Source organism: Labilibaculum euxinicum (genome assembly GCF_009795715.1).
Lineage (GTDB): Bacteria > Bacteroidota > Bacteroidia > Bacteroidales > Marinifilaceae > Labilibaculum > Labilibaculum euxinus.
Genome location: NZ_WTCR01000018.1, coordinates 17,988 through 42,544, shown reverse-complemented (window position 1 = coordinate 42,544; position 24,557 = coordinate 17,988). Strand labels below are relative to the sequence as shown.

Below are 24,557 nucleotides of genomic sequence, written 5' to 3'. Positions count from 1 at the left end.
TTAGTCGGCAAAGAGTTTAAATTATTAATTGAAATTGAATGGAAGTAATCGTTAAAATAGGACAGTTTTTGTTGAGTTTGTCCATCTTGGTTGTGTTGCATGAATTAGGGCATTTTACCTTTGCAAAATTGTTCAAAACCAGAGTTGAAAAGTTTTATATGTTTTTCGATCCTGGATTTTCTTTGTTTAAATTTAAAAAAGGAGAAACAGAATATGGTATTGGATGGCTGCCTCTTGGTGGTTATGTAAAAATATCAGGAATGATTGATGAATCGATGGATAAGGAGCAGATGAAATTACCTCCTGAGCCTTATGAATTCAGATCGAAACCGGCATGGCAAAGGTTATTGATCATGGTAGGTGGTGTTTTGGTGAACTTTGTTCTTGCATTTGTTATTTATGTTGCAGTGCTTTACACTTGGGGCGAGCAATATCTGCCTGCTGAAAATGTGAAGTATGGTGTTGTTTGTGATTCTTTGGCCGAGAGTATAGGATTGCAGGATGGTGACAAAATTGTCGCTTTGGATAATCAAAAAGTAAAAAAGTTTAATGATATCGTTCCGGATATCTTGCTAAATAGTCCTAAGTCGATTCAATTCATAAGAAATAATGAGCAGCTAAGTGTTGATATTCCTTCTTCTTTTGTGCCGGCATTATTGGAGAAAAGCAGTAAGGGATTCTCTTTAAGTCCTGTGTTTGATATTCGTTATCCTTACAGTGCTGTTTCTATTGGAAAAGTGTTGAAAGAATCTCCTGCAAGTGAGGCCGGAATTTTAAAAGGAGATAAAATTGTATCGATTGATTCTGTTGGTTTCAGCTACTACGATCAATTTCAGACTTTTTTACAGTCGAAGAAGAGTCAAAGTATTTTGGTTCAGTTGAATCGAGACGGTAAGTCCGAACAAGTTCAGCTTACTGTTGGTGATGATGGGAAAATTGGATTCTATCCACAAATAGAATCGGGTTTGTTCGAGTATGAAACATTGGAGTACACTTTCGTTGAATCAATTCCTGCAGGTTTTAATAAAGGGATTGATAAGCTCGGATCCTATTTAAAACAGTTTAAACTGATTTTCTCTTCGGAAACTAAAGCATATAAATCAATAGGTGGTTTTATAACTATTGGTAATATTTTTCCGGGTGTTTGGAATTGGGAGGCCTTTTGGAATCTGACAGCATTCCTCTCAATTATTTTGGCGATCATGAATATTCTTCCAATTCCAGCTTTGGATGGCGGACATGTAATGTTTCTGATGTATGAGATCATTACAGGAAGAAAACCAGGAGATAAGTTTATGGAGTATGCACAGATAACCGGAATGGTGCTGTTGTTTGGTCTTTTAATATTTGCAAATGGTAATGATGTTGTAAAATGGATTTCTAATATGAAATAGAAATTTCAGTAAAATTAGTAACTTAGTATTCCAAATCATTAAATAAATAGATATGAACCTTTTTGTTTTAGCCGGAATGGTTGGTCCCTGGCAAATTATAATTATAGTATTTGTAATTGTACTTCTTTTTGGTGGAAAAAAAATTCCGGAACTAATGAAAGGATTGGGTCAGGGAATGAAAGAGTTTAAAAAGGCTACTGATATGGATGACGATAAGGATAAAAGTAAGGATAAAGAATCCAACAATAAATAAGATAGGAAAGGCAGGAGTTACTTCCTGCCTTTTTTGTCACGTCTTTTTTTTTCTAAATAGGAATTAAATAATAATGATCTGAAAACTAACTTTTTAGTTATTTAGATTCATTTTGAGCGGAACATTTAGAAATAAGTGTTTTTTTTATGTTATTTTGTTGATGAAATATCTTCATTTCGTATTATTTTACGAAATTTAGGAGCATTTAAATGCTGATATATGAGGAAATATTTACTTCTTATTTTTCTTTGCTTTGCTTTTGCTATTCAGGCAGATTCACAGTCGCTTTTCAATATTCTGAACAAAGAAAAGCCTGAGAATATAAATGAAATCAATCAACGTTTGATTCATTTCACTTCGGAAATATTGAAAGAAGATCTTCCGGAAAATACTGTAATGGATGCTAATTATATTCCAGTTTTTTCTGATGAAGTATATCAGGAGAGAATGGATAAACTCAATGCAAAAAGTCCGATTCAGTTGGATTTTAAGCCAATTGTCAGAAGATATATTGACGCATATGCAATTAGGCATCGTGAAAAAACTGCAAAAATTATAGAGCGTTCCGAATTGTATTTCCCTTTGTTCGAAGAGTATTTGGATAAGTACCAGCTTCCATTGGAATTGAAATATTTATCAGTTATAGAATCAGCTTTGGATCCTAAAGCAAAATCACGATCAGGAGCAATTGGCTTATGGCAGTTCATGTATAATGCCAGTAAAATGTTCGATTTAAGAATCACTTCGTATATTGATGAGAGAATGGATCCGGATAAATCGACAGAAGCAGCCTGTAAATATCTTCAGTATTTGTATCGGATTTTTGGCGATTGGAAACTTGCATTGGCAGCTTACAACGGAGGGCCTGGTATTGTGCGTGAAGCGATTCAACGTTCCGGAGGAAAGACTGATTTCTGGGAAATATCACCTTATCTTCCCGAACAAACCAGAAATTACGTGCCTGCATTTATAGCCGTTAATTATGTCATGAATTATAGTTCCGAACACAATATTGTGCCTGCGAAAAATGTATATCCATACTTTAGAATATCTCCCGTTACTGTAAATAATCCAATCTCGTTTCAACATGTTGCCAAAGTGCTTGATTTACCCATAGAGGCAGTTCGGGAGTTAAATCCAATTTATAAGTGTGATTTGATTCCTTTGTGTGAACTTCCGGCCAAATTGATTCTTCCAATAGGAAAAGTGGGCAAATTTATTGATTTGGAAGAGGTTATTTACGGAATGAAGGATGAGCCTAAAAAATATCTTGATCTTCAAAAGGATCTTTCAACGACTGAGGGGAAATACTGTATAATACATAGTGTAGAGGCGGGAGAGTATTTTCATAAAATTGCAATGAAGTACGGCTGTACAATTAATAATATCAAGGCATGGAATGAGATGGATAGTCCTGATATTTTTATTGGACAAAAACTGAAAATCTGGGTTTACCCTTCCGATACCTTGGCTCAAAAACCACAAAGGGATCCTTTATTGAAAAAAAGTAGTTTTTTACTTTATGAAGTTCAGGCTGGAGATAGTTTAAGCTCGATTGCAGATAGATTTCAACTTGAATCGACTACCGATTTGGTTGAATTAAATAGTATAACCCGTTCTAAGAAATTAGTGCCGGGAATGGTATTAAAAATAGTTCATTACGAATAGAAACATTTGTCTCTGTAAATTTAAAATTATGAAGAGAATAATTCAAACAACATTACTTTGTTTGCTTGTAACGGTAAGTATTTCTTCCTGCAAGAAAACAACACAAGGACTAAGACCTGTAGTAACCGGGAAATCGGGAGAAATAGTTGTAATAATAAATGATGCTTTATATGAAGGAAGTGTTGGAGATACATTAAAGGCGGTACTAAATGATACTCAAATTGGATTGCCGCAAGATGAGACACTTTTTGATATACTGCAGATTTCGCACAATGAGTTTTCCAGTATGTTTAAAACTCACCGAAGTATTTTAGACCTTAGGGTTTCGTCGAAAGTGAAGGAAAATAAGATCTCTGTAAAGAATGAATTGTATGCGAAAACACAATCGTTTATGAAGATCGAAGCTAAGAGCAACAAGGATATGATACAGCTCTTGAGCGAAAATAAAAATAAGATTATTGCCTATTTTCATATTGGTGAACGGGAAAGGAAAATTAAGGTTTTTAAAAAGAATGTTGTTCAGGAAATTTTCGAAAAGCTAAAGGAGAAAAATAATTTCACTCTATCTTTCCCTGCGGGATATACCATAAACAAAGAAGAACCTGATTTTCTTTGGGTAAGCAAGGAGACTCCCTCAACGAGTCAAGGGATGTTTATTTATACCTACGATTATATTTCCGAGGATTCATTCACGAAGGATGAGGTGATCAAAAAGAGGAATTTACTACTTAATAAGTTTGTTCCGGGACCTAAGGAGGGTAGTTATATGAGTACCGAAATGGATTTTCCAATTTCGAACCGTCAATTCAAGTTTTTCGATAACTATGCAGTGGAAACAAGAGGTTTATGGAAAGTGAACGGCGATTTTATGGGAGGTCCTTTTATAAATATTACTTTTCTTGATCAAAAGAACAACAGAGTTGTGTGTATGGATTCGTACGTTTACTATCCAAACCACGATAAGCGTGAATTGTTGAGAGAACTGGAAGCGATCATGTATTCTTACACAAGCATAGAAAAGGAATAGAACGTGAATTTACCCGATTTAAAAAATTTGAGCATTGAACCTTATCGTAATCGCGAAGAGGTGATTCGGCAGGTTGCTGCCCAGATTGAGAAAGATTTTGATCAGTTTGGGTTGGAAGTGAAATTTTCCGGAGAAATACACAATGCATACGAAGAACTTTTTAGTCAGTTAAATGAACATTTAACTCATTTATTGGATAGGGATTATCATCGTTTAATTCTATTGCTCTATCAGATAGATGTGAGTGAAAAACAGATTATTAAAACGGAATTAAATTTTCCTGATGTTCCAAAATCAGAATTACTTACTGAGCTAATTATTTTAAGGGAACTCAAAAAAGTATTGATAAGGAATTATTTCAAGGAAAATCCGGATAAATTATAATAAAACCGCAGCATCAAGCTGCGGTTTTCTTTTTTCCTTATCAAGGAGTAATGTTTTCCGCTTAGTTTTTTACTATTTTTACTTGGCTGTAAAAATCCACAGGAAATATCTGTTTATCAGAATTTGGAAATATCAAGTTCGAAGTATTGGGGAATTACTGTGTTGATCGATATGGTTTTTCACACTAACATGAGTTCCGATGAAAATAGAAGTAAAAAGCTTTCAGAAGCCAGATGAGAACGAGAACATTCTTTTTTTGGCAACTGCCGGGAATTATAAAAATCTTCCTCTTTCAGAGCAGGAGATGAAGTTTGCTGAAGAGCAAATTGCCACCGAGAATACGTTAATAGAGTTGAATCGTTATACGCACAAAATTTATTTGCATGTGGTAGATAATAAAGAGTATACTAATTCCGATTTGGAGAAAATGAGGAAGTTGGGCTTCTCTTTTCATGCCAGGATTCAGGAAAGTAAAATCACCAAAATTGTTTTGCAGGATTATCTGAACGATGCAGAAGCAATACTTGCTTTTGCTGAAGGTGTTGCCCTGACAAATTATCAGTTTCTAAAATATTTTACCGATACAAAAAAACAAAAGCATACTCTGGAAGAAGTAATTATCCATAGTGACGCTGTCAGCTCAACACAGCTTAATGAGTTAATTGCAGTTGTTGAAGGGGTGAATTTTGCACGCGAACTTGTAAACGAACCTTTAAGCTATCTTACAGCAGAAAAATTAAGTGAAGAAATTCAGGAAATGGGAGTTAAAGCTGGATTTACTGTTGATGTTTTTGGAAAGAAAAAGATTGAAAGTTTAAAGATGGGTGGTCTTTTGGCTGTGAATAAAGGCAGTCTCGACGAACCTACTTTTTCTATATTGGAGTGGAAATCGAAAGAGGCAGTTAATTCGAAACCAATTATTTTTGTTGGAAAAGGGGTTGTATACGATACCGGCGGATTGAGTCTTAAGCCAACTAAGGACAGCATGGATTTGATGAAATCTGATATGGGTGGTGCAGCATCGGTAGCCGGAGCAATTTATGCAATTGCGAAAGCTAAACTGCCAATTCATGTAATTGGATTAATTCCTGCAACAGACAATCGTCCGGGTGGAAATGCTTATGTACCCGGCGATGTTATTAAGATGTATAATGGGAAAACTGTTGAGGTTTTAAATACAGACGCCGAGGGAAGAATGATTTTGGCCGATGCTCTTAGTTATGCAGATCAATATAAACCGGAATTTGTTGTCGATTTGGCGACATTAACAGGTGCAGCGGCTGTGGCTATCGGGAAGTATGGCATGGTGGCAATGGGAAATGAGGATAGTAAGGATAAGATGACTCAATTAAAGGAGTCTGGAGAGAAAGTTTACGAAAGACTGGTAGAATTTCCTTTTTGGGAGGAATTTGGAGAGCTGATAAAATCGGATATCGCAGATCTGAAAAATATTGGTGGTCGTGATGGTGGAGCAATAACAGCTGGGAAATTCCTGCAGCATTTTACAAATTATCCATGGATTCATCTCGATATTGCCGGACCTGCGTTTGTAAGTACAACAGATAATTACAGAGGTAAAGGAGGCACAGGTGTTGGTGTTCGCTTGTTATTTGAATTTATTAAACAATATCGATAGTAGGAATAATTGAAAAGATGATGCTCTTTTATTGAATCTTTCTATTTTTGTAATGATTTTTTTAAGATTTAAGGCACAAATGTTTTGCAAATGTATTTCTTAATCACTCTGTTAATTGTATTGATAAAGTCAGAGAGTATAAGAAGTAACAATATAGCTGATCATTTTCCAGTTCACTCTATTTAAATAGCAACGGCTTAAAATTGGACTTTTGAAAGTGATATCAGTCCACTGATATAAAATAAACAGCAGATGAAAAACACTAAAATAAGAGTTGGAATCACTCATGGCGATATTAACGGAATTGGCTACGAGGTTATTATTAAAACCTTGATGGATGAAAGGATGTATGAAATTTGTACTCCAATTATTTATGGCTCTCCAAAAGTTGCAGCTTATCATCGAAAAGCACTCAACATAGAAACTTTTAGTTTGAATAATATTAAGGAAGCTCAGGAAGCACATCCTAATAGAACAAATATTATTAACTGTGTTGATGAAAATATAAAAGTTGAGTTAGGCAAATCAACAAGCAGTGCCGGTGAATCTGCATTTAAGGCTTTAGAAGCTGCTGTTGCAGATTTAGAAAAGGGATTAATTGATGTGTTGGTTACAGCGCCAATAAACAAGAAGAATATTCAATCTAAGGATTTTGTATTTCCAGGGCATACTGAATATTTGGAAAGTAAATTGAATTCCGGTAAATCGTTAATGCTTTTAATCAGTGATAAGCTAAGAGTGGGTGTTGTTGCAGGGCATGTGCCTATTTCCAAGGTGCCTGAGGTTGTTTCAAAAGAGAATATTATTAGTAAGCTAAATATTTTGAATAGTTCTCTTCAAAAGGATTTTGGAATTAGAAAGCCACGAATTGCTGTCTTAAGTCTAAACCCGCATGCAGGGGATGATGGATTGATTGGAACAGAAGAGATCGATGAAATAATTCCTGCTTTGGAACAGGTTCGCGAAAAAGGAATAATGGCTTTAGGTCCCTATCCTGCTGATGGTTTCTTTGGTTCTTCAGATTACATGAAGTTTGATGCCATTCTGGCAATGTATCATGATCAGGGCTTGGCTCCATTTAAAGCTTTGGCATTTGATTCAGGGGTAAATTTTACCGCAGGATTATCGAAAATACGCACATCGCCTGCCCATGGTACAGCATATTCCATTGCCGGAACAAATGTTGCATCTGAAAAATCTTTTCAGCAGGCATTGTATATGGCTATTGATGTTTTTAGAAACCGGGAAAATTTTGAGGAAATTAGTAAGAACCCCATGCAAACATCAGAAGCATCAAAAAATTCGTAATAAATTTTTAACAAAATAGTAAAAAGAGCGGTTAAATTTGAATCGCTCTTTCATTTTTTGTTAAAAACAAAGTCTTGATTGTAAAAATTGCATAATTTTACATATTTTAAGGATCTAAACAGAAAAATTCAATTCATATTTTATGTTTGAGTATATTAAGGGAGTTATTGATGATCTTACACCAACTTCAGTAGTTGTTGAAACTAGCGGAATAGGTTATTTTTTAAATATTTCATTGAATACATATTCGAAATTGTCCGGGCATAAGGAGGCACAATTGTATTTGCATCAGGTTGTTCGAGAGGATGCTCATATATTTTTCGGCTTTTTTGATGCTAACGAACGCGGTGTTTTTCGACATTTAATTTCGGTATCAGGAGTGGGAGCTAATACAGCACGAATGATGCTTTCATCTTTAACGCCTTCCGAAATTCAAACTGCTATTGTTACAAGTGATGTGAAAACGTTACAGGGAGTTAAAGGAATTGGAGCTAAATCGGCACAACGAATTATTATCGAATTAAAAGATAAACTTGGAAAAGATACTGATATCTCTGACTTTTCTTTACCACAGAACAATACTACTAAAGAAGAAGCGTTATCTGCTTTAGTGATGTTAGGTTTTGCGAAGAATTCAGTAACTAAAGTTATCGATAAAATATTTACAGCAAATCTTGATGCGAGTGTAGAGGATTTGATTAAGCTGGCCTTGAAACAATTATAATTGAAGAACGTAATTGCTTTACTAACCTAAGGTAATCAACCATTGAAGAAACTTATTAAATATACTCTGACCTTATTAATAGTGTTGTTCTGTAGTGCTTTGGGAAGTAATTCCAGCTTAAGTGCCCTTAATTCTAATCTTGAATTTGGCATTCAAACTGTGCAGCAGCAGGATACGACCAAACGATCTAAAAATGACTCAGGACGCGTAATCAATCTGAAATCACCATTTCATAAAGACAATCCTGATGCAAAGGACAATTCACTTCCTTACCCCTTTGATGATGTAAACGATAATCAAGAGTTTGGTTCTCAAAATCAATCTCCATTGTATCTTAAGGATCCAAAAAATATTCTGACATCCATTCAGTACGATGCTGTTACAGGTAATTATATTTTGGTGACGCGAATTGGAGATGTCGATTACCGTCGTCCGATTAGTATGACTGCAGAAGAGTACAAGCAATACGAAGCAGAAAAATCTCTTCGGGATTATTGGATGGAACGTAGTCGGAGTGATGGGACTGCAGGAAGTAATGAGTTAGTGCCGGATTTAAAATTAGGGGGGCAATTTGTTGATAAAATTTTTGGCAGTAATACAATTTCCATAAAACCGCAAGGGTCAGCCGAGTTAACTTTTGGTATTAACACAACCAAGGTCGAAAATCCAACTCTTCCTGTAAATCTAAGAAAAACAACTAGTTTCGATTTTGATGAGAAGATTCAAATGAATGTGACAGGTACAGTTGGTGAGAAGTTGAAGATGGATGTGAATTACAATACCGAGGCCACTTTCGATTTCGAAAATCAAATGAGGCTGGAGTATTCCGGTGATGAAGATGAGATTATTAAGAAAATTGAAGCAGGTAATGTTTCCATGCCCATTTCAAATACATTGATTACCGGTGGACAAAATTTGTTTGGTGTGAAGGCACAGATGCAATTTGGGAAGTTATCTGTAACTTCTATTTTTTCGCAGCAAAAAGGAGAAACCAGTGTTGTTGAGATGGAGAATGGAGCGCAAAAAAATGAGTTTGAGATATCAGTTGATAAATATGAAGCAAACCGACATTTCTTTCTTTCCAAATATTTCTACGATCACTACGATCAATCTCTGCGAAATCTTCCTGTAATTAATTCAGGAATTACAATCAATAAAGTTGAAGTTTGGGTGACTAATAAAACATCTAATTTTCAGGATTCCCGTAACCTTGTGGCTTATGTTGATTTGGGTGAAGATGGTGCAAATATTTCCAATCCTTCAGAATTTTCGCAAACAGGAACAGGTAACCTGCCTAATAATGAGTTGAATGATTTGTATCAGAAAATGACAAACACTTATTCTGGTATAAGAGACATTAATCAGGTTACAAGTACATTATCCCCATTAGCTCCTGGTTTTGTTAGTGGAACAGATTACGAAAAAGTTGAAAATGCCCGCAAATTATCTGAATCGGAATATTCTGTAAACGAAAAATTGGGTTATATATCCTTAAATCAGGCATTAAATGCAGATGAAATTTTGGCGGTTTCGTTCGAGTATACCTACAGAGGACAGGTGTTTAGAGTTGGAGAATTCACCAGTGATGGAGTGAGTGCTCCTCAAACACTCATTATGAAGTTGCTGAAAGGAACCAATCTTAGTCCCCAAATGCCAACATGGAAATTAATGATGAAAAACATCTATAACATTGGGGCTTTTCAGGTTAATCAAGAGGATTTCATATTAAATGTATTGTATCAAAACGATAATGCGGGGACTGCAGTAAATTATTTGCCGGAAGGGGACATTAAAAATAAAATTCTTCTCGAAGTCTTGAATGTAGATAATCTGAACTCACAATTGGATGCGGGTGCAGATGGAATGTTTGATTTTATTGACGGGATTACAATCTATTCTACAAATGGCCGAATCATATTCCCGGAAATTGAGCCTTTTGGCAACTACCTTAGAAAAAAGATTAATAATGATGCAATTGCAGATCAATATGTGTTTGAAGAGCTTTATAATTTAACTCAAAATGATGCACAGCAAATTGCCGAGAAAAATAAATATAGTCTGAAAGGAAGTTATAAATCATCAACAAGTTCAGAGATCTCTTTGAATGCTTTAAATGTGGAACCGGGTTCTGTTAGCGTAAAAGCGGGTGGTAGAGAACTAATCGAGAACATTGATTATACCGTTGATTATACATTGGGAAGGGTGAAAATAATCAACCAAAGTCTATTGGAATCAAGTACTCCAATTTCTATTTCTTCGGAGAATAATTCGCTGTTTAACATTCAGACCAAAACATTGATTGGGGTTCAAATGGATTATCAGTTTAATGATGATTTCAATCTGGGTGCAACTATGATGCATCTTTCCGAGCAGCCTCTTACACAAAAGGTTAATATTGGTGACGAACCTATTTCTAATACCATTTGGGGGCTGAATGGCAGCTATAGAACCGAATCGGAGTTCTTGACCCGCATGGTGGATAAAATTCCATTTATCGAAACAAAAGAACCTTCATCAATTGCTGTTGAAGGTGAATTTGCTCAATTGGTTCCAGGTCATAATAAAGCAATTGGTAGTTCGGGTACGGCCTATATCGATGATTTTGAGGGAACAGAGACTTCGATTGATATGAAGAGTTTGAGTTCATGGGTTTTGGCCAGTACTCCGCAAAATAATGAAGCTTTATTTAAGGAAGGAAATTTGAACAATGATTTAGCATATGGATATAACCGGGCAAAACTGGCTTGGTATGTAATTGATCCTTTGTTCTTGCGTAATAGTTCTGCAACACCAGGGCACATTAAATCGGATAAGGATCAGCAATCAAATCACTTTGTCCGAGAGATATTTGAAGAAGAAATTTGGCCAAATAAAGAGAGAGCCTCCGGGGTTCCTACTAATATTTCGGTTCTGAATTTGGCCTACTACCCAGAAGAAAAAGGGCCTTATAATTTTGATGTTGATGGACAAGCCGGGATTTCTCAGGGTATGAATCCTGATGGTACTCTTAAAGCTCCGGAATCGAGATGGGGTGGTATTATGCGTAAAATTGAAACCAACGATTTTGAAGCTGCGAATATTGCTTACGTTGAGTTTTGGATGATGGATCCATTTGTTTATGAGCCTAACCATAAAGGGGGGAATTTATATTTTAACCTTGGAAATATTTCCGAAGATATATTAAGAGATTCGCGAAAATCATTTGAGAATGGGTTGCCTGCGGATGAAAATATTACTTTGGTTGATAGTACAAAATGGGGTCGGGTTCCTTTGGTACAATCACTCGTAAATGCTTTTGATAATAATACAAATGCAAGAAGATATCAGGATGTTGGATTGGATGGATTGAGTTCCAAAGATGAGTTGAGTTACTATAAGGAGTACATTCAGGCAATTAGTATTTCGGCAAACTTGGGAACAGGTTCCGAGGCATATGTTCTGGCTCAGAAAGATCCGTCAAATGATGATTATCATTATTTTAGAGGTGCAGATTACGATAGTGATGAGCTAAGTATTTTGGAACGTTATAAAAAGTATAATGGTCCGGAGGGGAATTCACCAACATCTGAGTTATCAGGAAGTGCATATCCTACATCCGCAACAACATTGCCTGATGTAGAAGATATTAACCATGATAATACTCTGAGTGAAACCGAAGCATATTATCAATGCAAAGTACATTTGGCACCGGCAGATATGCAGATAGGTCAAAACTTTATTGTAGATAAAGTGACCAGTAATGTGGATTTAGCTAACGGAACGAATGGCTCGGTTGATTGGTATCAGTTTAAAATTCCGGTTGATGAATTCAAGGATACGTATGGTAATATTAGTGACTTTACGTCGATTCGTTTCATGAGAATGTTCTTGAGGGATTTTGAAGAAGATGTGGTTCTGCGATTTGCCACCCTTGATCTGGTTCGTGATGATTGGCGGAGATATGATCAGTCTATTAACGAAAATGAAACGGATGATATCGTATCAGAAGCTGGTTTCGATATTACAGCGGTAAATATTGAAGAGAATGCAAGTAAAGAACCGGTAAACTATATTTTGCCTCCGGGAATTGATCGGGTTGTGGATCCAAGTAATCCTCAGTTAATTCAATTGAATGAGCAGGCTATATTATTGAAAGTTACCGATTTGGAAGATGGAAAAGGAAAAGGGGCTTACAAAACCCTTAATATGGACATCAGGAAATATGGTAAGTTTAAAATGGATGTTCATGCTGAGGAGATTGAAGGTTATTCTGTGAGAGACGAAGAAGTGAGTGTGTTTGTTCGTTTAGGATCAGATTATCAGGACAATTACTACGAATATGAAATTCCCATGCGGTTAACACCTGCTGGTCTTTATAACGGCGATATTGAAGAAGATCGTTTAGCAGTTTGGCCTGATGAAAATCGTTTTGATTTTAAGCTTCGTTTGTTTCAGACAATAAAGCAGTTAAGAAACGATGCTGTACGCGGTACTAATGCGAAATATTCCGACATATATGATTTAACAGTTGGTGATTTGTCTAATGATGCAGATCCGCAACATCAAAATCATATTGTAAGAATAAAAGGAAATCCAAATTTGGCAAACATTAGAACGGTTATGATTGGGGTGAAAAATCCCACCAATGATGCTACCGGAATGGATGATCATCAACTAAAATCGGTAGAGGTCTGGCTGAATGAAATGCGATTGACGGATTTTGATGAAGATGGAGGTTGGGCTGCAAATCTGCGGGTAACAACAAAATTAGCTGATTTTGGTACAGTAACTTGGGCTGGAAGTAAAATTACATCAGGTTTTGGAGGGATAGAAGATGGTGTTAATGATCGATACAAAGATGATATATTTCAATATGATTTATCAGCCAGTTTTGAGTTAGGTAAATTTTTTCCTGAAAAATCGGGTGTTCGTATTCCATTGTATTACGCTATTTCTGAAGAAACAAAAAGTCCGGAATACAATCCTTTAGATCCGGATATCCCACTGGATATAGCACTTGAGAATGCGAATTCAAAAACAGAGCGGGACTCCATCAAAAAAATGTCTCAGGAATATACGAAAAGAAAGAGTTTTAATTTAACGAATGTTCGTATAGAAAAGGCGGAGGGAAAACCTAAATTGCTTGATGTATCGAATTTATCTCTTACCTATTCCTATAACGAAACTTATTCAAGAGATGTAAATACGGTTCGTGATTTGGAAAAGAATTACAGAGGTGTATTGAGCTATAACTATAATAATGTGCCGAAAAATGTTCAGCCGTTTAAGAGGGTTAAAGCATTTCAAAATCCGATGTTCAGACTGTTAAAGGATTTTAATTTTTACTATTTGCCGACACAACTTTCTTTCCGGTCTGATTTGCAGCGCTATTACCGCGAAATTGAGAAAAGACATATTCCTGAAATAGGAAGCGGGAATACCGAACTGGCAACCATTAAAATTAAGCCTACTTTCGATAAGGATTTTATCTGGTATCGCTATTACGATTTAAAATACAACTTAACTAAAGGACTGAAATTTGATTTTTCAGCGACAAATACATCTCGAATTGATGAACCGGAAGGAATTGTTGATAGAGATAGAGATCGTGAAACCTATAATATTTGGAAAGATTCCATCTGGAATAATTTAATGGATGGTGGTCGAAATATTCAGTACCATCATAATTTTAATCTTACTTATACAGTTCCAATAAATAAAATTCCATTGTTGAATTGGACATCCGTTACAGCACGGTATGCGGGGGCATATGATTGGAATGCCGGAGCAATAACTGCCGATACTATCGAGTTGGGAAATACCATTCGAAATTCCAATAATATACAGGTAAACGGGCAGCTAAACCTTGTTAATTTGTACAATAAAATTGGTTTGCTGAAAAGAATTAATCAAAAATACGGTTCGAACCGTAAATACAAAAAGAAAACAGAGAATTACAAGAAGGTTAATTATGAAGGTACTGTTGCTGAGTTGAAAGCTGGAATTCCTACCTCTATATACCATAAATTGTCAACCGAGGATATCTCCATTAAGGTTTACGATACTCAGGGAAAAGAAGTAAAGGTTAAGGTGAAATCTGTAACAGGCAACAGAGCTAAGATTACTTCAAGCGAGAATGTGAAAAATGTTCGGGTAAGAGTCAATGGCAAGCTTTCGGAGAGTGAAGGAGTTTTTGCCTTAATAGGGGAGAATTTTCTGAGAACAGTAATGAGTGTTCGTAATATTTCCGTTAATTATTCAGAGATTAACTCAACAACTTTACCTGGATATATGCCGCAAACAAATTATTTTGGTGGTGAGTCATATAACGGAACCAAGGCTCCCGGTTTTAACTTTCTGGTTGGTAATCAGGATAATAATTTTGCAAGAAGTGCAGCTGAAAAAGGTTGGATTACAACCGATGAAGCTTTGAATGAACCATATGTAATGAGTCATACTCAAAATTTTACCATAAGAAGTACTATTGAACCGGTAAAAGGATTGAAAATTGATTTAACGGCAAATCGTAATTATTCAAGAAACCGAAGCGAATACTATATTTACGATTCGGGGAATGATAATTTCACGGCTGAGAACCTTGTTAAATCGGGTAATTTCAGCATGAGTTTTTTAAGTTTGAAATCGGCCTTTTTTACAATAGGGAATACAGGAGATTACTCTTCGGCCTATTTCGATAAATTTTTAGATTTAAGAAAAGAAGAAAGTTTACGATTGGCAAAAGAGAGATATGGTGAAAATTATGAGGACAAAAAAATATTCACTAAGGTTGTTGTAGGAACAGAAACAACGAAAGTAGAGACGGATTACTATGAAGGTTATGGAGAAACATCTCAGGAAGTTTTAATTCCAGCTTTTCTTAAAGCATATGGTAATGGAGGAAAAGGGTATAATAGTTTGTTCCCGGCTATTTCGAGGATGAAACCAAATTGGAGAGTGACTTTCGAAGGCTTATCCAAACTGCCGCTAGTTAAGAGGTATTTCAAATCTATAAATTTGAGTCATTCATATAATGCAACATATGATGTGGGTTCGTATAATACCAATTTAACTTACGAGGAAGGTGACGACGGATACAGTATTATTCAGGATATGGCGCATAATTTTCTACCTCTTTATGAAGCCAATTCAATTTCCATTAATGAGCAATTCAATCCTCTGATAAACGTTGATATGATTTGGAAGAATAATTTCTCGACGAGTTTTGAAATTAAGCGCACACGAAATTTGATTCTAAGTTTATCAAATACCCAGTTAACAGAAGTCGCTTCTAATGAAATGATTTTTGGTTTGGGATATCGATTTGATGATTTTGGTATGATAATAGGCTCAGGGTCTAAGCAAAAAAAATATAAGAGTGATCTTAATTTGCGGGGAGATCTATCAATTCGTAAGAACAATACCATCATTAGAAAAATTGTTGATGAAGTTGATCAGTTAACATCAGGACAGAAAGTAGTAACAGTTAAGTTTAGTGCTGACTATGTTTTGAGTAACAGATTTAATTTAAGACTGTATTACGACCGGATTGTAAATACTCCTTATGTTTCACTTTCATACCCAACTACAACTACTGAATTTGGTGCTAGTATTCGTTTTACTCTTGCGAATTAAAGGTTTTACTGTTATGCACTTATATTCTGATTTTGCAGTGATCATTACTCATCAGATAGAATGAATAAGAATAAGTTCTAAAACATTCAATTACGTATGACGTGATATTTTATAATTAAAAAAAAAATGTAAATTTGGGCAGTAATTTAATACTCTTAATAAACAACATACTATCATGAATGTACCTGAAAATTTAAAGTATACCAAAGATCACGAATGGATTCGTGTTGAAGGAGAAGAAGCCTTTGTTGGTGTTACTGACTTTGCTCAAGGAGAGCTTGGAGATATCGTTTTTGTTGAAGTTGAAACCGAAGGCGACGAATTAGATAAAGAAGAAATATTCGGAACTATTGAGGCAGTTAAGACTGTTTCAGACATGTTTATGCCAATTGGGGGTGAAGTGTTAGAGTTCAATGAGAAATTGGAAGAGGCTCCGGATTTGATCAACTCTGATCCATATGGAGAAGGTTGGATTGTGAAAATTAAAATTTCTGATAATTCAGAATTAGAAGAATTATTAACTGCAGAACAATACAAAGAATTATTGTAATTATTCAATATGTAATGAAACCCTCATACCATCCGTGTGAGGGTTTTTTTATGCATTGAAATCTTTAGTGTAAAAAATAATTTAGGATTTATTTATCTTGCATATTAATAATTTTGCACGATATAGAGTATTAAATTACTCAACCTGCAATTTAAAAAATCTGGAATACTGATTTAGGAATATCCTGACATTAAAACTAATTGCAAAGTAAGAACATAAAAAAAGCAGGCTGAACAGCCTGCTTTTTACTATTTATAGAATTGTATATTTTACAATTTCTTTTTTACCTCTATTTCTTCAAATGCTTCTACCATATCGCCAACTTTAATGTCGTTGTATTTGTCGATATTTAATCCACATTCGTAACCTTTCGCTACTTCTTTCACATCGTCTTTGAAACGTTTCAGAGAACCAAGTACTCCTGTATAAACAACAATACCATCGCGAATTAATCGGATTCTAGAGTTACGGTTAATTTTTCCATCACGAACAAGACAACCTGCAATATTACCCACTTTGGTAATATTAAATACCTCCACAACTTCAACCGTAGCGGTAATTTCTTCCTTAATTTCAGGAGAAAGCATACCTTCCATTGCTGATTTTAATTCATCAATTGCATCGTAGATGATTGAGTACAAACGGATATCGATTTCTTCCTTCTCAGCAAGTTTTCTTGCTCCAATAGAAGGTCTAACCTGGAATCCAACAATAATAGCATTAGAAGCTGTTGCAAGCAATACATCCGATTCGGAAATCTGACCAACTGCTTTGTGAATAACATTCACCTGAATTTCCTCGGTAGAAAGTTTAATCAACGAATCAGAAAGAGCTTCAATCGATCCATCCACATCACCTTTTACAATAACATTAAGCTCCTGGAAGTTTCCAATTGCAATACGACGGCCAATTTCATCTAGTGTAATGTGTTTCTGAGTACGAAGACCTTGCTCACGTTGCAATTGTTCACGCTTATTTGCAATGGAACGAGCCTCTTTTTCACTTTCCATCACGTTGAAATTGTCACCAGCCTGTGGGGCACCATTCAAACCAAGAATTAAAGCTGGTTCTGAAGGACCAACCTTCTCTATTCTATTACCACGCTCATTGTACATTGCTTTTACGTGACCAGTGTAACTACCTGCTAATAGAACATCTCCAACTTTTAAGGTTCCTGCCTGTACTAATAATGTAGTAACATAACCTCTACCTTTATCTAGTGAGGATTCAATTACTGAACCAATAGCACGTTTATTTGGATTTGCCTTAAGTTCCAGCATTTCTGCTTCTAAAAGAACTTTTTCCAGCAACTCTTCAATGTTAATACCATTTTTTGCTGAGATTTCCTGACACTGGTATTTTCCACCCCAGTCCTCAACTAAATAGTTCATATTTGCTAATTCCCCTTTAATTCTTTCAGGGTCAGCACCTGGCTTATCAATCTTGTTAATTGCAAATACAATAGGAACTCCCGCTGCACTTGCGTGATTGATCGCCTCAATTGTTTGTGGCATTACGTTGTCGTCAGCTGCGATTATAATAATTGCAATATCAGTTACCTGAGCACCACGTGCACGCATTGCGGTAAACGCCTCGTGACCTGGAGTATCAAGGAAAGAAACTCTTCTTCCATCATCAAGCTTCACATTGTAAGCTCCAATGTGCTGCGTAATTCCTCCGGCTTCACCTGCAATTACATTCGCGTGACGAACGTAATCAAGCAGGGAGGTTTTACCGTGATCAACGTGTCCCATTACAGTAACAATTGGAGCACGGGATAATAAATCTGCTTCTTCGTCAACTTCTTCTTCAATTGACTCCTGAAGTTCAACACTTACAAATTCAGCTTTAAAGTTAAATTCATCAGCAACAATAGCAATAGTTTCTGCATCTAATCGTTGATTGATAGACACAAATAAACCTAATCCCATACAAGTTGCAATAATATTGGTAACAGGAACAGCCATCATTGTTGCCAATTCATTAACTGTAACAAATTCAGTAAGCTTTAAAATATTTTTTTCAGCTTCAATTTGTTCTGCTATTTTTTCTCTTTTTGCACTTTCGATGTCACGTTTATCTCTACGGTGTCTCGATCCTTTCGATTTACCTCCTTTAGAAGTTAATCGGGCAAGAGTATCCTTAATCTGCTTTTGTACATCTTCTTCGCTAACTTCTTTTTTAACGACTCTTTTCTTCTTCAGTTTATTGAACTTAGCAGCACCAGCGCCAGTCCCTTTAAGTCTTACTTCAGTAGTTCCTGGTTTTCCTGGCTTTCCTTGTCCGGGATTTGCCAAATTTACTTTTTCAGTATCCTTTTTAATTCTTTTACGTTTCTTACGCTGATTGGCTGATACTTTATCTTTATTACCCGCACCCGGCTTTTTCTCAACTGGCAGTTCAATTTTTCCAACTACAGTAGGACCAGCTAGTCTTTGGGTAGAAGATTTAAAAATTTCTTCTTTTCCTGAGCCTGAATTTTCCTGAGCCTGAGGTTTTGAAGCAGGAGCTTTCTGTTTTTCCCTTCTTTCAACTTCTTTTTCGGCCTTGGTTTTTTTGGTTGGTCTGGTTTTTTGATTTAATGCAGATAAATCAATCATGCCAACCACTTTAAGCTCATCTTTTTTCTCCTCTTTAGGAGCTCGAGCTTTTTCCTCTTTTTTCGGGGTTTCCATTTTAACAGTTTGGTCATCAGAAACTGGATTTTTAGCAGGTTCAGATGTTTGTTCAGTAAGTTCTACTTTTGGAGGTGTAACTATTTTAACCACAGGTGTCTCTGCAGTCACATCCGCCTTAGGAGCTTCCTTCTTGGGAGCTTCAGACTGAACTGGCTTAATAGTTTTTTCTACCTTATCCGGATTCGTTTTTGCAACGACTTCCTGTTTTGTTTCCTGTGGTCTTTTTGCTTTAGGTTTTAATGCATCTAAATCAATTTTACCAACTATTTTAACAGGTTCCTTTTTAGCAATTACTTCTTCTGTTTTTTCAACAGATTTTTCTTTACTACGAGTTTCAGGCTCTGAATCTTCAGAAATTTTTTCAATTGAAACTGTTTCTTTTCTTTCGCGGGTACTTTTCAGATTTACCTTTTCAGATTCCTTTTTCAGATTCAAGTCAGAGCTAAACTCTTTAGCGAGGATATTATAAGCCTCTTCTGAAACTTTGGTATTTGGATTGGAATCAATCGGAATGCCTTTTTTGTTCAGAAATTCAACAATTGTTGAAGTACCAACGTTTAGTTCTCTTGCTAATTTACTAAGTCTTATATTTTTATCGACTTTCACCATATTTAAAAGTTAACTGTTAAAATGTCCCGTTTCAAAAATTTACATCATGATTCTGAAGAATTTAATTATCGAACTCGGATTTAAGAATATTCAAAATCTCATTAATGGTCTCTATTTCAAGATCAGTTCTTTTTTCTAACTCCTCAGGAGATAAATCAAGAACGCTTCTTGCTGTATCACAACCAATTTTCTTTAACTCATCAATTATCCAGGCATCAATTTCATCCGTAAATTCTGATAAGTTTACATCTTCTTCAACTTCCTCCTCAGACTTCTCACGATATACATCAATTTCATATCCTGATAACTGACTTGCCAGTTTGATGTTTAAACCACCTTTACCAATAGCTAAGGAAACCTCTTCAGGATCCAGATAAACTTCAGCACGCTTGGTTTCTTCGTTAAGTTTTACCGAGGAAACTTTCGCTGGGTTAAGAGCTCTTGTGATAAATAGCTGAGTGTTGGTTGTGTAGTTGATCACATCGATGTTTTCGTTACGTAATTCACGAACAATACCATGTATTCTCGATCCTTTCATACCTACACATGCTCCAACAGGATCAATTCTTTCATCGTATGATTCAACTGCAACCTTAGCTCTTTCACCTGGAATTCGAACAATATTTTTAATAGTGATTAAACCATCAAATATTTCCGGTACTTCCAGTTCAAATAATCTCTCAAGGAAAACAGGAGAAGTTCTTGAAACAACAATAAGAGGACTGTTATTTTTCACCTCAACACGAACAACTACCGCTCTAACTGTTTCTCCTTTGCGGAAATAGTCAGAAGGGATTTGTTCTGTTTTCGGCAGAATTAATTCATTTTCTTCATCATCCAGAATAAGAATTTCTTTTTTCCAGATTTGATAAACTTCACCGGTGACAATTTCGCCAACCCGGTCTTTGTATAAGTTAAAGATATTGTCTTTCTCCAATTCTAAAATTCTCGCAGAAAGATTCTGACGTAAAGTTAAAATCGATCGTCGGCCAAAATCCATAAATTTCACTTCGTCAGTAACTTCTTCACCAACTTCGTAATCATCATCTATCTTTTTTGCTTCAGAAAGTGAGATCTGCAGGTTTTCATCTTCTACTTGTCCGTCTTCTACAATTTCTCTATTTCTCCAGATCTCTAAGTCACCTTTGTCTGGATTAATAATGATATCATAGTTTTCGTCGGTGCCATAATTTTTCAATAGAAGATTTCTGAAAACATCTTCTAACACGCTCATCATTGTAGCGCGGTCGATGCTTTTCAACTCCTTAAATTCTGAAAAAGTCTCAATAAGGTTCATGTATTCAGCTGTTTACCTGTTAAAAAGTAATAATATCTTTTGTTGATTTAATTTGATCTAAAGTGAAGGAGTAATTTTTCACAACAAGTTGCTTCTTCTTTTTTCCTTCAACCTTTTCCATTTCTTCAACTTCAATTTCTATTTCATTATCACCAACGGTGATCAGTTTTCCTGAGAATTTAATCCCCTCAGTAGTCAATACCTCAACATCTTTATTTATGTATTTGTGGTATTGTTTAAAAACCTGAAAGGGTTGACCGATTCCAGCTGAAGCAACTTGTAATTCAAAGTCTTCAACTTCACGATCAAAATGCCCTTCGATAGCTTTGCTTAGTTCGATACAAGTAATGATCGGTACTCCGTTATAGCTATCAATTACAACTGAAATGGCATTTCCAGATGAAACACTCACATCAACCAGAAACAGGTCGGTATCAGCAATTTCATTTTCAATAATTTCAGTTATAGTTTTCTTATCAATCATATATCGGTTAATATCAATAAAATAGGGGACTTTTTGTCCCCTAAAGCTCACAATTTGTTTACTTTTCGATGCAAAATTAGAGATAAATGTTCTAAAAAACAAATGACATCCCTCTAAATTATTGTATTCTAATCGCTAATGAAAAATTATTCTCTTGAAAATGAGTTTTTTTAATGAAATTTGATCTCTTCCTTTGTTCAATTGAATGATTTTAACCCATTTGAACGATTTTACTTTATTTCAAGAAAGATATTTTTATTCACAAGCCAATTTTAATTGGGGTTTGAATAGTACTAAGATAGGCTTTTTTCGCTACTTTTTATACATTTGTTACCAGCCTATGATACAAAAGCGCATGAGTTTAAATACTGGTAGTAAGAAAAAAATAGTAAATGATCCGGTTCACGGATTTATTCATATCCCATCCGGGATATCGTACGATTTGGTTGAGCATTCTTTTTTTCAGCGTTTGAGAAGAATAAAACAGCTGGGGCTCTCCTTCCTGGTTTTTCCGGGAACTTTTCATAACAGATTTCAGCACGCTTTGGGTGCAACTCATTTAATGAGTCTTGCGATAGAAACCATTCGATTGAAAGGACACGTAATTACTCAGGAAGAGGAGGAAGGAGTACATGCGGCAATATTACTTCACGATATTGGACATGGGCCATTTTCTCATGCATTAGAGTATAGTATTGTTGATGGTATAACTCACGAGCAGATTTCTGAATTATTTATGAAACGTTTAAATCATCAATTTAAGGGTGAGTTGGATGTGGCCGTAAAAATATTTCGGAATGAATATCCAAAACGGTTTTTGAATCAGTTGGTGTCGAGTCAGTTGGATATGGATCGTTTGGATTATTTACGGCGCGATAGTTTTTTTGCCGGTGTTACCGAAGGGGTGGTTGGATCGGCACGGATTATTAAAATGCTGGATGTTCGTAATGATCAGTTGGTAGTGGAGGCTAAAGGCATTTATTCAATTGAAAAATTTTTGATCGCCCGGCGTTTGATGTATTGGCAGGTGTATTTGCACAAAACAGTTATTGCTGCAGAAGAGATGTTGGTTCATATTTTGAAGAGGGCTAAATACCTTGCCGAAAAGGGAGATGAATTGTTTGCGACTCCATCTTTAACCTACTTTTTGTATAACAAAGTAGGTAAGGTGGAGTTTGAAAATCCGAATGTTGTTTGTAATGGTCGAAATGCCTTGGAGATGTTTGCCGATCTTGATGATGACGATATCATGGTTAGCATTAAGGTTTGGGCTGACCACAGCGATAAAGTTCTTTCTTATTTGTGTAAATGCATACGCGATCGCCAATTGTTTAAAATTGAGATTCAAAAAACAACCTTCACTAAAGAATATATTGATCAAGTGAAAAAACGGGTGGGGCGTTATTTTGGATGTTCAGATCATGCTCTCGAATTTATGGTGATTTCAAATTCGATCAGCAATAATGCATATAGTTCGGATGATGATCAAATAAATATTTTATATAAGGATGGCACGCAGTGCGATATAGGAGAGGCTTCGGATATGCTGGATGCTTCTGTCTTGTCTAAAACAGTAAAAAAATATTACCTCTGTTATCCTAAAATCCAGGAGTCATTTGTTTGATTCAACAGCTTTTAAGAAGTGATTTCAACTTCATTTTCAAGAATACTTTTTCTATAGATAAAGCAGGCAATAGGAGAAAAAATTTCATGCGCATGAAATAATTATTAGATTTGCAGAAATTTTTTTCTTATAAATCAGCTATATTGGATGATTTGTGCTTGGTGTTTGTATTGTGAATACCGGATATAATGAATCTTTTTTTGATCTGATAAAAAATAGAACGAATGGAATTTACAGCAGAAGATATTGCAGAGTTTCTTAACGGAGAGGTAGATGGGAACGCTAAGGTTAAAGTAACCAATGTTTCCAGAATTGAAGAAGGGAAGCCTGGAACTCTTTCATTTTTAGCAAATCCTAAATACGAGCACTATATATACTCTACACAGTCATCAATTGTTTTGGTAAACAAGGATTTTGAGACTGAAAAGGAGATTGAGACAACACTTATTCGTGTCGATGATGCTTATCAGGCATTGGCTCAGTTGTTGGAAATGTATGAGCAAAGCAAACCTCAGAAAACAGGAATTGAAGAGCCTTCTTTTGTGAGCAAGTCATCGAAATTGGGTGAGAAGATTTATATTGGTGCCTTTGCATATATAGGTAGTAATGTTCAGATTGGAAATAATGTAAAAATTTATCCTCATTGCTATGTAGGCGATAATGTGATTATTGGCGACAATACCATATTAAATTCAGGAGTTAAAATTTACGAAGGATGTAAGATTGGTGCTGAATGCATTTTTCACTCCGGCGTTGTAATTGGCGGTGACGGATTTGGTTTTGCCCCTTCATCGGCAAACGACTACAAAAAAGTTCCTCAGGTAGGAAATGTAGTAATTGAAGATCATGTAGAGATTGGTGCAAATACGTGTGTTGATCGTGCTACTATGGGATCAACAATCATCCGTAAAGGAGTGAAGCTGGACAATTTGATTCAGGTTGCTCACAATGTAGAAATAGATGAAAATACAGTTATTGCCTCTCAAACCGGTATTGCAGGAAGTGCAAAGATTGGTAAAAATTGTATGATAGGTGGCCAGGTGGGAATCGTAGGTCATTTATCAATTGCAGATGAAGTGAAAATTGCTGCTCAATCTGGTATTGGCCGTACGATTAAGAAAGAAGGAACTGTATTGCAAGGATCACCGGCTTTTGATTTTGGACCTTATCAAAAATCATATGTGCTGTTTAAGAATTTGCCTAAGATGAGAGAGCAAATTATTGAACTGGAAAAGGAAATAAAAAGATTAAAGGAAGAGTAAAGGGAAGTTTTGCTTTCAATTAGTTAACCTGGGATTTAAAAATATTGA

15 protein-coding genes are annotated in these 24,557 nt (G+C 35.6%); 12 read left to right on the top strand and 3 right to left on the bottom strand.

Features of this window, described 5'->3' with window-relative positions; genetic code table 11:
• Nucleotides 1-38 precede the first annotated feature (38 nt).
• The 10 genes from rseP to gcvH all read left to right on the top strand — a co-directional run bounded on the left by rseP (nucleotide 39) and on the right by gcvH (nucleotide 16,555).
• Nucleotides 39-1,394: an RIP metalloprotease RseP gene (gene rseP / locus GQR60_RS18640; RefSeq protein WP_124994389.1), complete on the top strand. Its 1,356-nt coding sequence runs from the start codon at nucleotides 39-41 to the stop codon at nucleotides 1,392-1,394.
• Nucleotides 1,395-1,446: 52 nt separating this feature from the next.
• Nucleotides 1,447-1,647, top strand: coding sequence for a twin-arginine translocase TatA/TatE family subunit (tatA, locus tag GQR60_RS18635; protein ID WP_124994388.1), 201 nt, complete (start codon nucleotides 1,447-1,449; stop codon nucleotides 1,645-1,647).
• 219 nt (nucleotides 1,648-1,866) lie between these two features.
• A complete protein-coding gene (locus GQR60_RS18630; RefSeq protein ID WP_124994387.1) occupies nucleotides 1,867-3,315 on the top strand; it encodes a lytic transglycosylase domain-containing protein in 1,449 nt (482 codons plus the stop codon).
• 28 nt (nucleotides 3,316-3,343) lie between these two features.
• On the top strand, nucleotides 3,344-4,342 hold the full coding sequence (locus GQR60_RS18625) for a DUF4837 family protein (protein WP_124994386.1): 999 nt from the start codon (nucleotides 3,344-3,346) through the stop codon (nucleotides 4,340-4,342).
• A gap of 3 nt (nucleotides 4,343-4,345) precedes the next feature.
• Complete coding sequence (locus tag GQR60_RS18620) at nucleotides 4,346-4,726, top strand: hypothetical protein (RefSeq protein WP_306599001.1); 381 nt, start codon at nucleotides 4,346-4,348, stop codon at nucleotides 4,724-4,726.
• Nucleotides 4,727-4,925: 199 nt separating this feature from the next.
• Nucleotides 4,926-6,362, top strand: coding sequence for a leucyl aminopeptidase family protein (locus GQR60_RS18615; RefSeq protein WP_124994385.1), 1,437 nt, complete (start codon nucleotides 4,926-4,928; stop codon nucleotides 6,360-6,362).
• Between the two features lie 252 nt (nucleotides 6,363-6,614).
• Nucleotides 6,615-7,670: a 4-hydroxythreonine-4-phosphate dehydrogenase PdxA gene (gene pdxA / locus GQR60_RS18610; RefSeq protein ID WP_124994384.1), complete on the top strand. Its 1,056-nt coding sequence runs from the start codon at nucleotides 6,615-6,617 to the stop codon at nucleotides 7,668-7,670.
• A gap of 142 nt (nucleotides 7,671-7,812) precedes the next feature.
• The gene (gene ruvA / locus GQR60_RS18605) at nucleotides 7,813-8,394 is read left to right on the top strand and encodes a Holliday junction branch migration protein RuvA (RefSeq protein WP_124994383.1); all 582 of its coding nucleotides are present in this window, start codon (nucleotides 7,813-7,815) and stop codon (nucleotides 8,392-8,394) included.
• Nucleotides 8,395-8,436: 42 nt separating this feature from the next.
• A complete protein-coding gene (gene sov / locus GQR60_RS18600; RefSeq protein WP_124994382.1) occupies nucleotides 8,437-16,005 on the top strand; it encodes a T9SS outer membrane translocon Sov/SprA in 7,569 nt (2,522 codons plus the stop codon).
• 175 nt (nucleotides 16,006-16,180) lie between these two features.
• Entirely contained in the window at nucleotides 16,181-16,555 is a 375-nt protein-coding gene (gene gcvH, locus GQR60_RS18595; protein ID WP_124994381.1) for a glycine cleavage system protein GcvH, read from the top strand.
• Between the two features lie 269 nt (nucleotides 16,556-16,824).
• On the opposite strand, the gene infB is transcribed toward gcvH, so the two are convergent.
• The 3 genes from infB to rimP form a co-directional block, all read right to left on the bottom strand.
• Entirely contained in the window at nucleotides 16,825-19,842 is a 3,018-nt protein-coding gene (infB, locus tag GQR60_RS18590; RefSeq protein WP_124994380.1) for a translation initiation factor IF-2, read from the bottom strand.
• 61 nt (nucleotides 19,843-19,903) lie between these two features.
• Nucleotides 19,904-21,139, bottom strand: a complete 1,236-nt coding sequence (nusA, locus tag GQR60_RS18585) for a transcription termination factor NusA (RefSeq protein ID WP_101309910.1) — start codon at nucleotides 21,137-21,139, stop codon at nucleotides 19,904-19,906.
• 19 nt (nucleotides 21,140-21,158) lie between these two features.
• The gene (gene rimP, locus GQR60_RS18580; protein WP_124994379.1) at nucleotides 21,159-21,623 is read right to left on the bottom strand and encodes a ribosome assembly cofactor RimP; all 465 of its coding nucleotides are present in this window, start codon (nucleotides 21,621-21,623) and stop codon (nucleotides 21,159-21,161) included.
• Nucleotides 21,624-21,978: 355 nt separating this feature from the next.
• On the opposite strand from rimP, the gene GQR60_RS18575 reads away from it, so the two are divergent.
• Together GQR60_RS18575 and lpxD are read left to right on the top strand one after the other, a co-directional pair.
• On the top strand, nucleotides 21,979-23,247 hold the full coding sequence (locus GQR60_RS18575; RefSeq protein WP_124994378.1) for an HD domain-containing protein: 1,269 nt from the start codon (nucleotides 21,979-21,981) through the stop codon (nucleotides 23,245-23,247).
• 224 nt (nucleotides 23,248-23,471) lie between these two features.
• Nucleotides 23,472-24,509 carry a UDP-3-O-(3-hydroxymyristoyl)glucosamine N-acyltransferase gene (gene lpxD / locus GQR60_RS18570; RefSeq protein WP_124994377.1) on the top strand — a complete coding sequence of 346 codons (1,038 nt, stop codon included), beginning with the start codon at nucleotides 23,472-23,474 and terminating at the stop codon, nucleotides 24,507-24,509.
• Nucleotides 24,510-24,557: the final 48 nt, after the last annotated feature.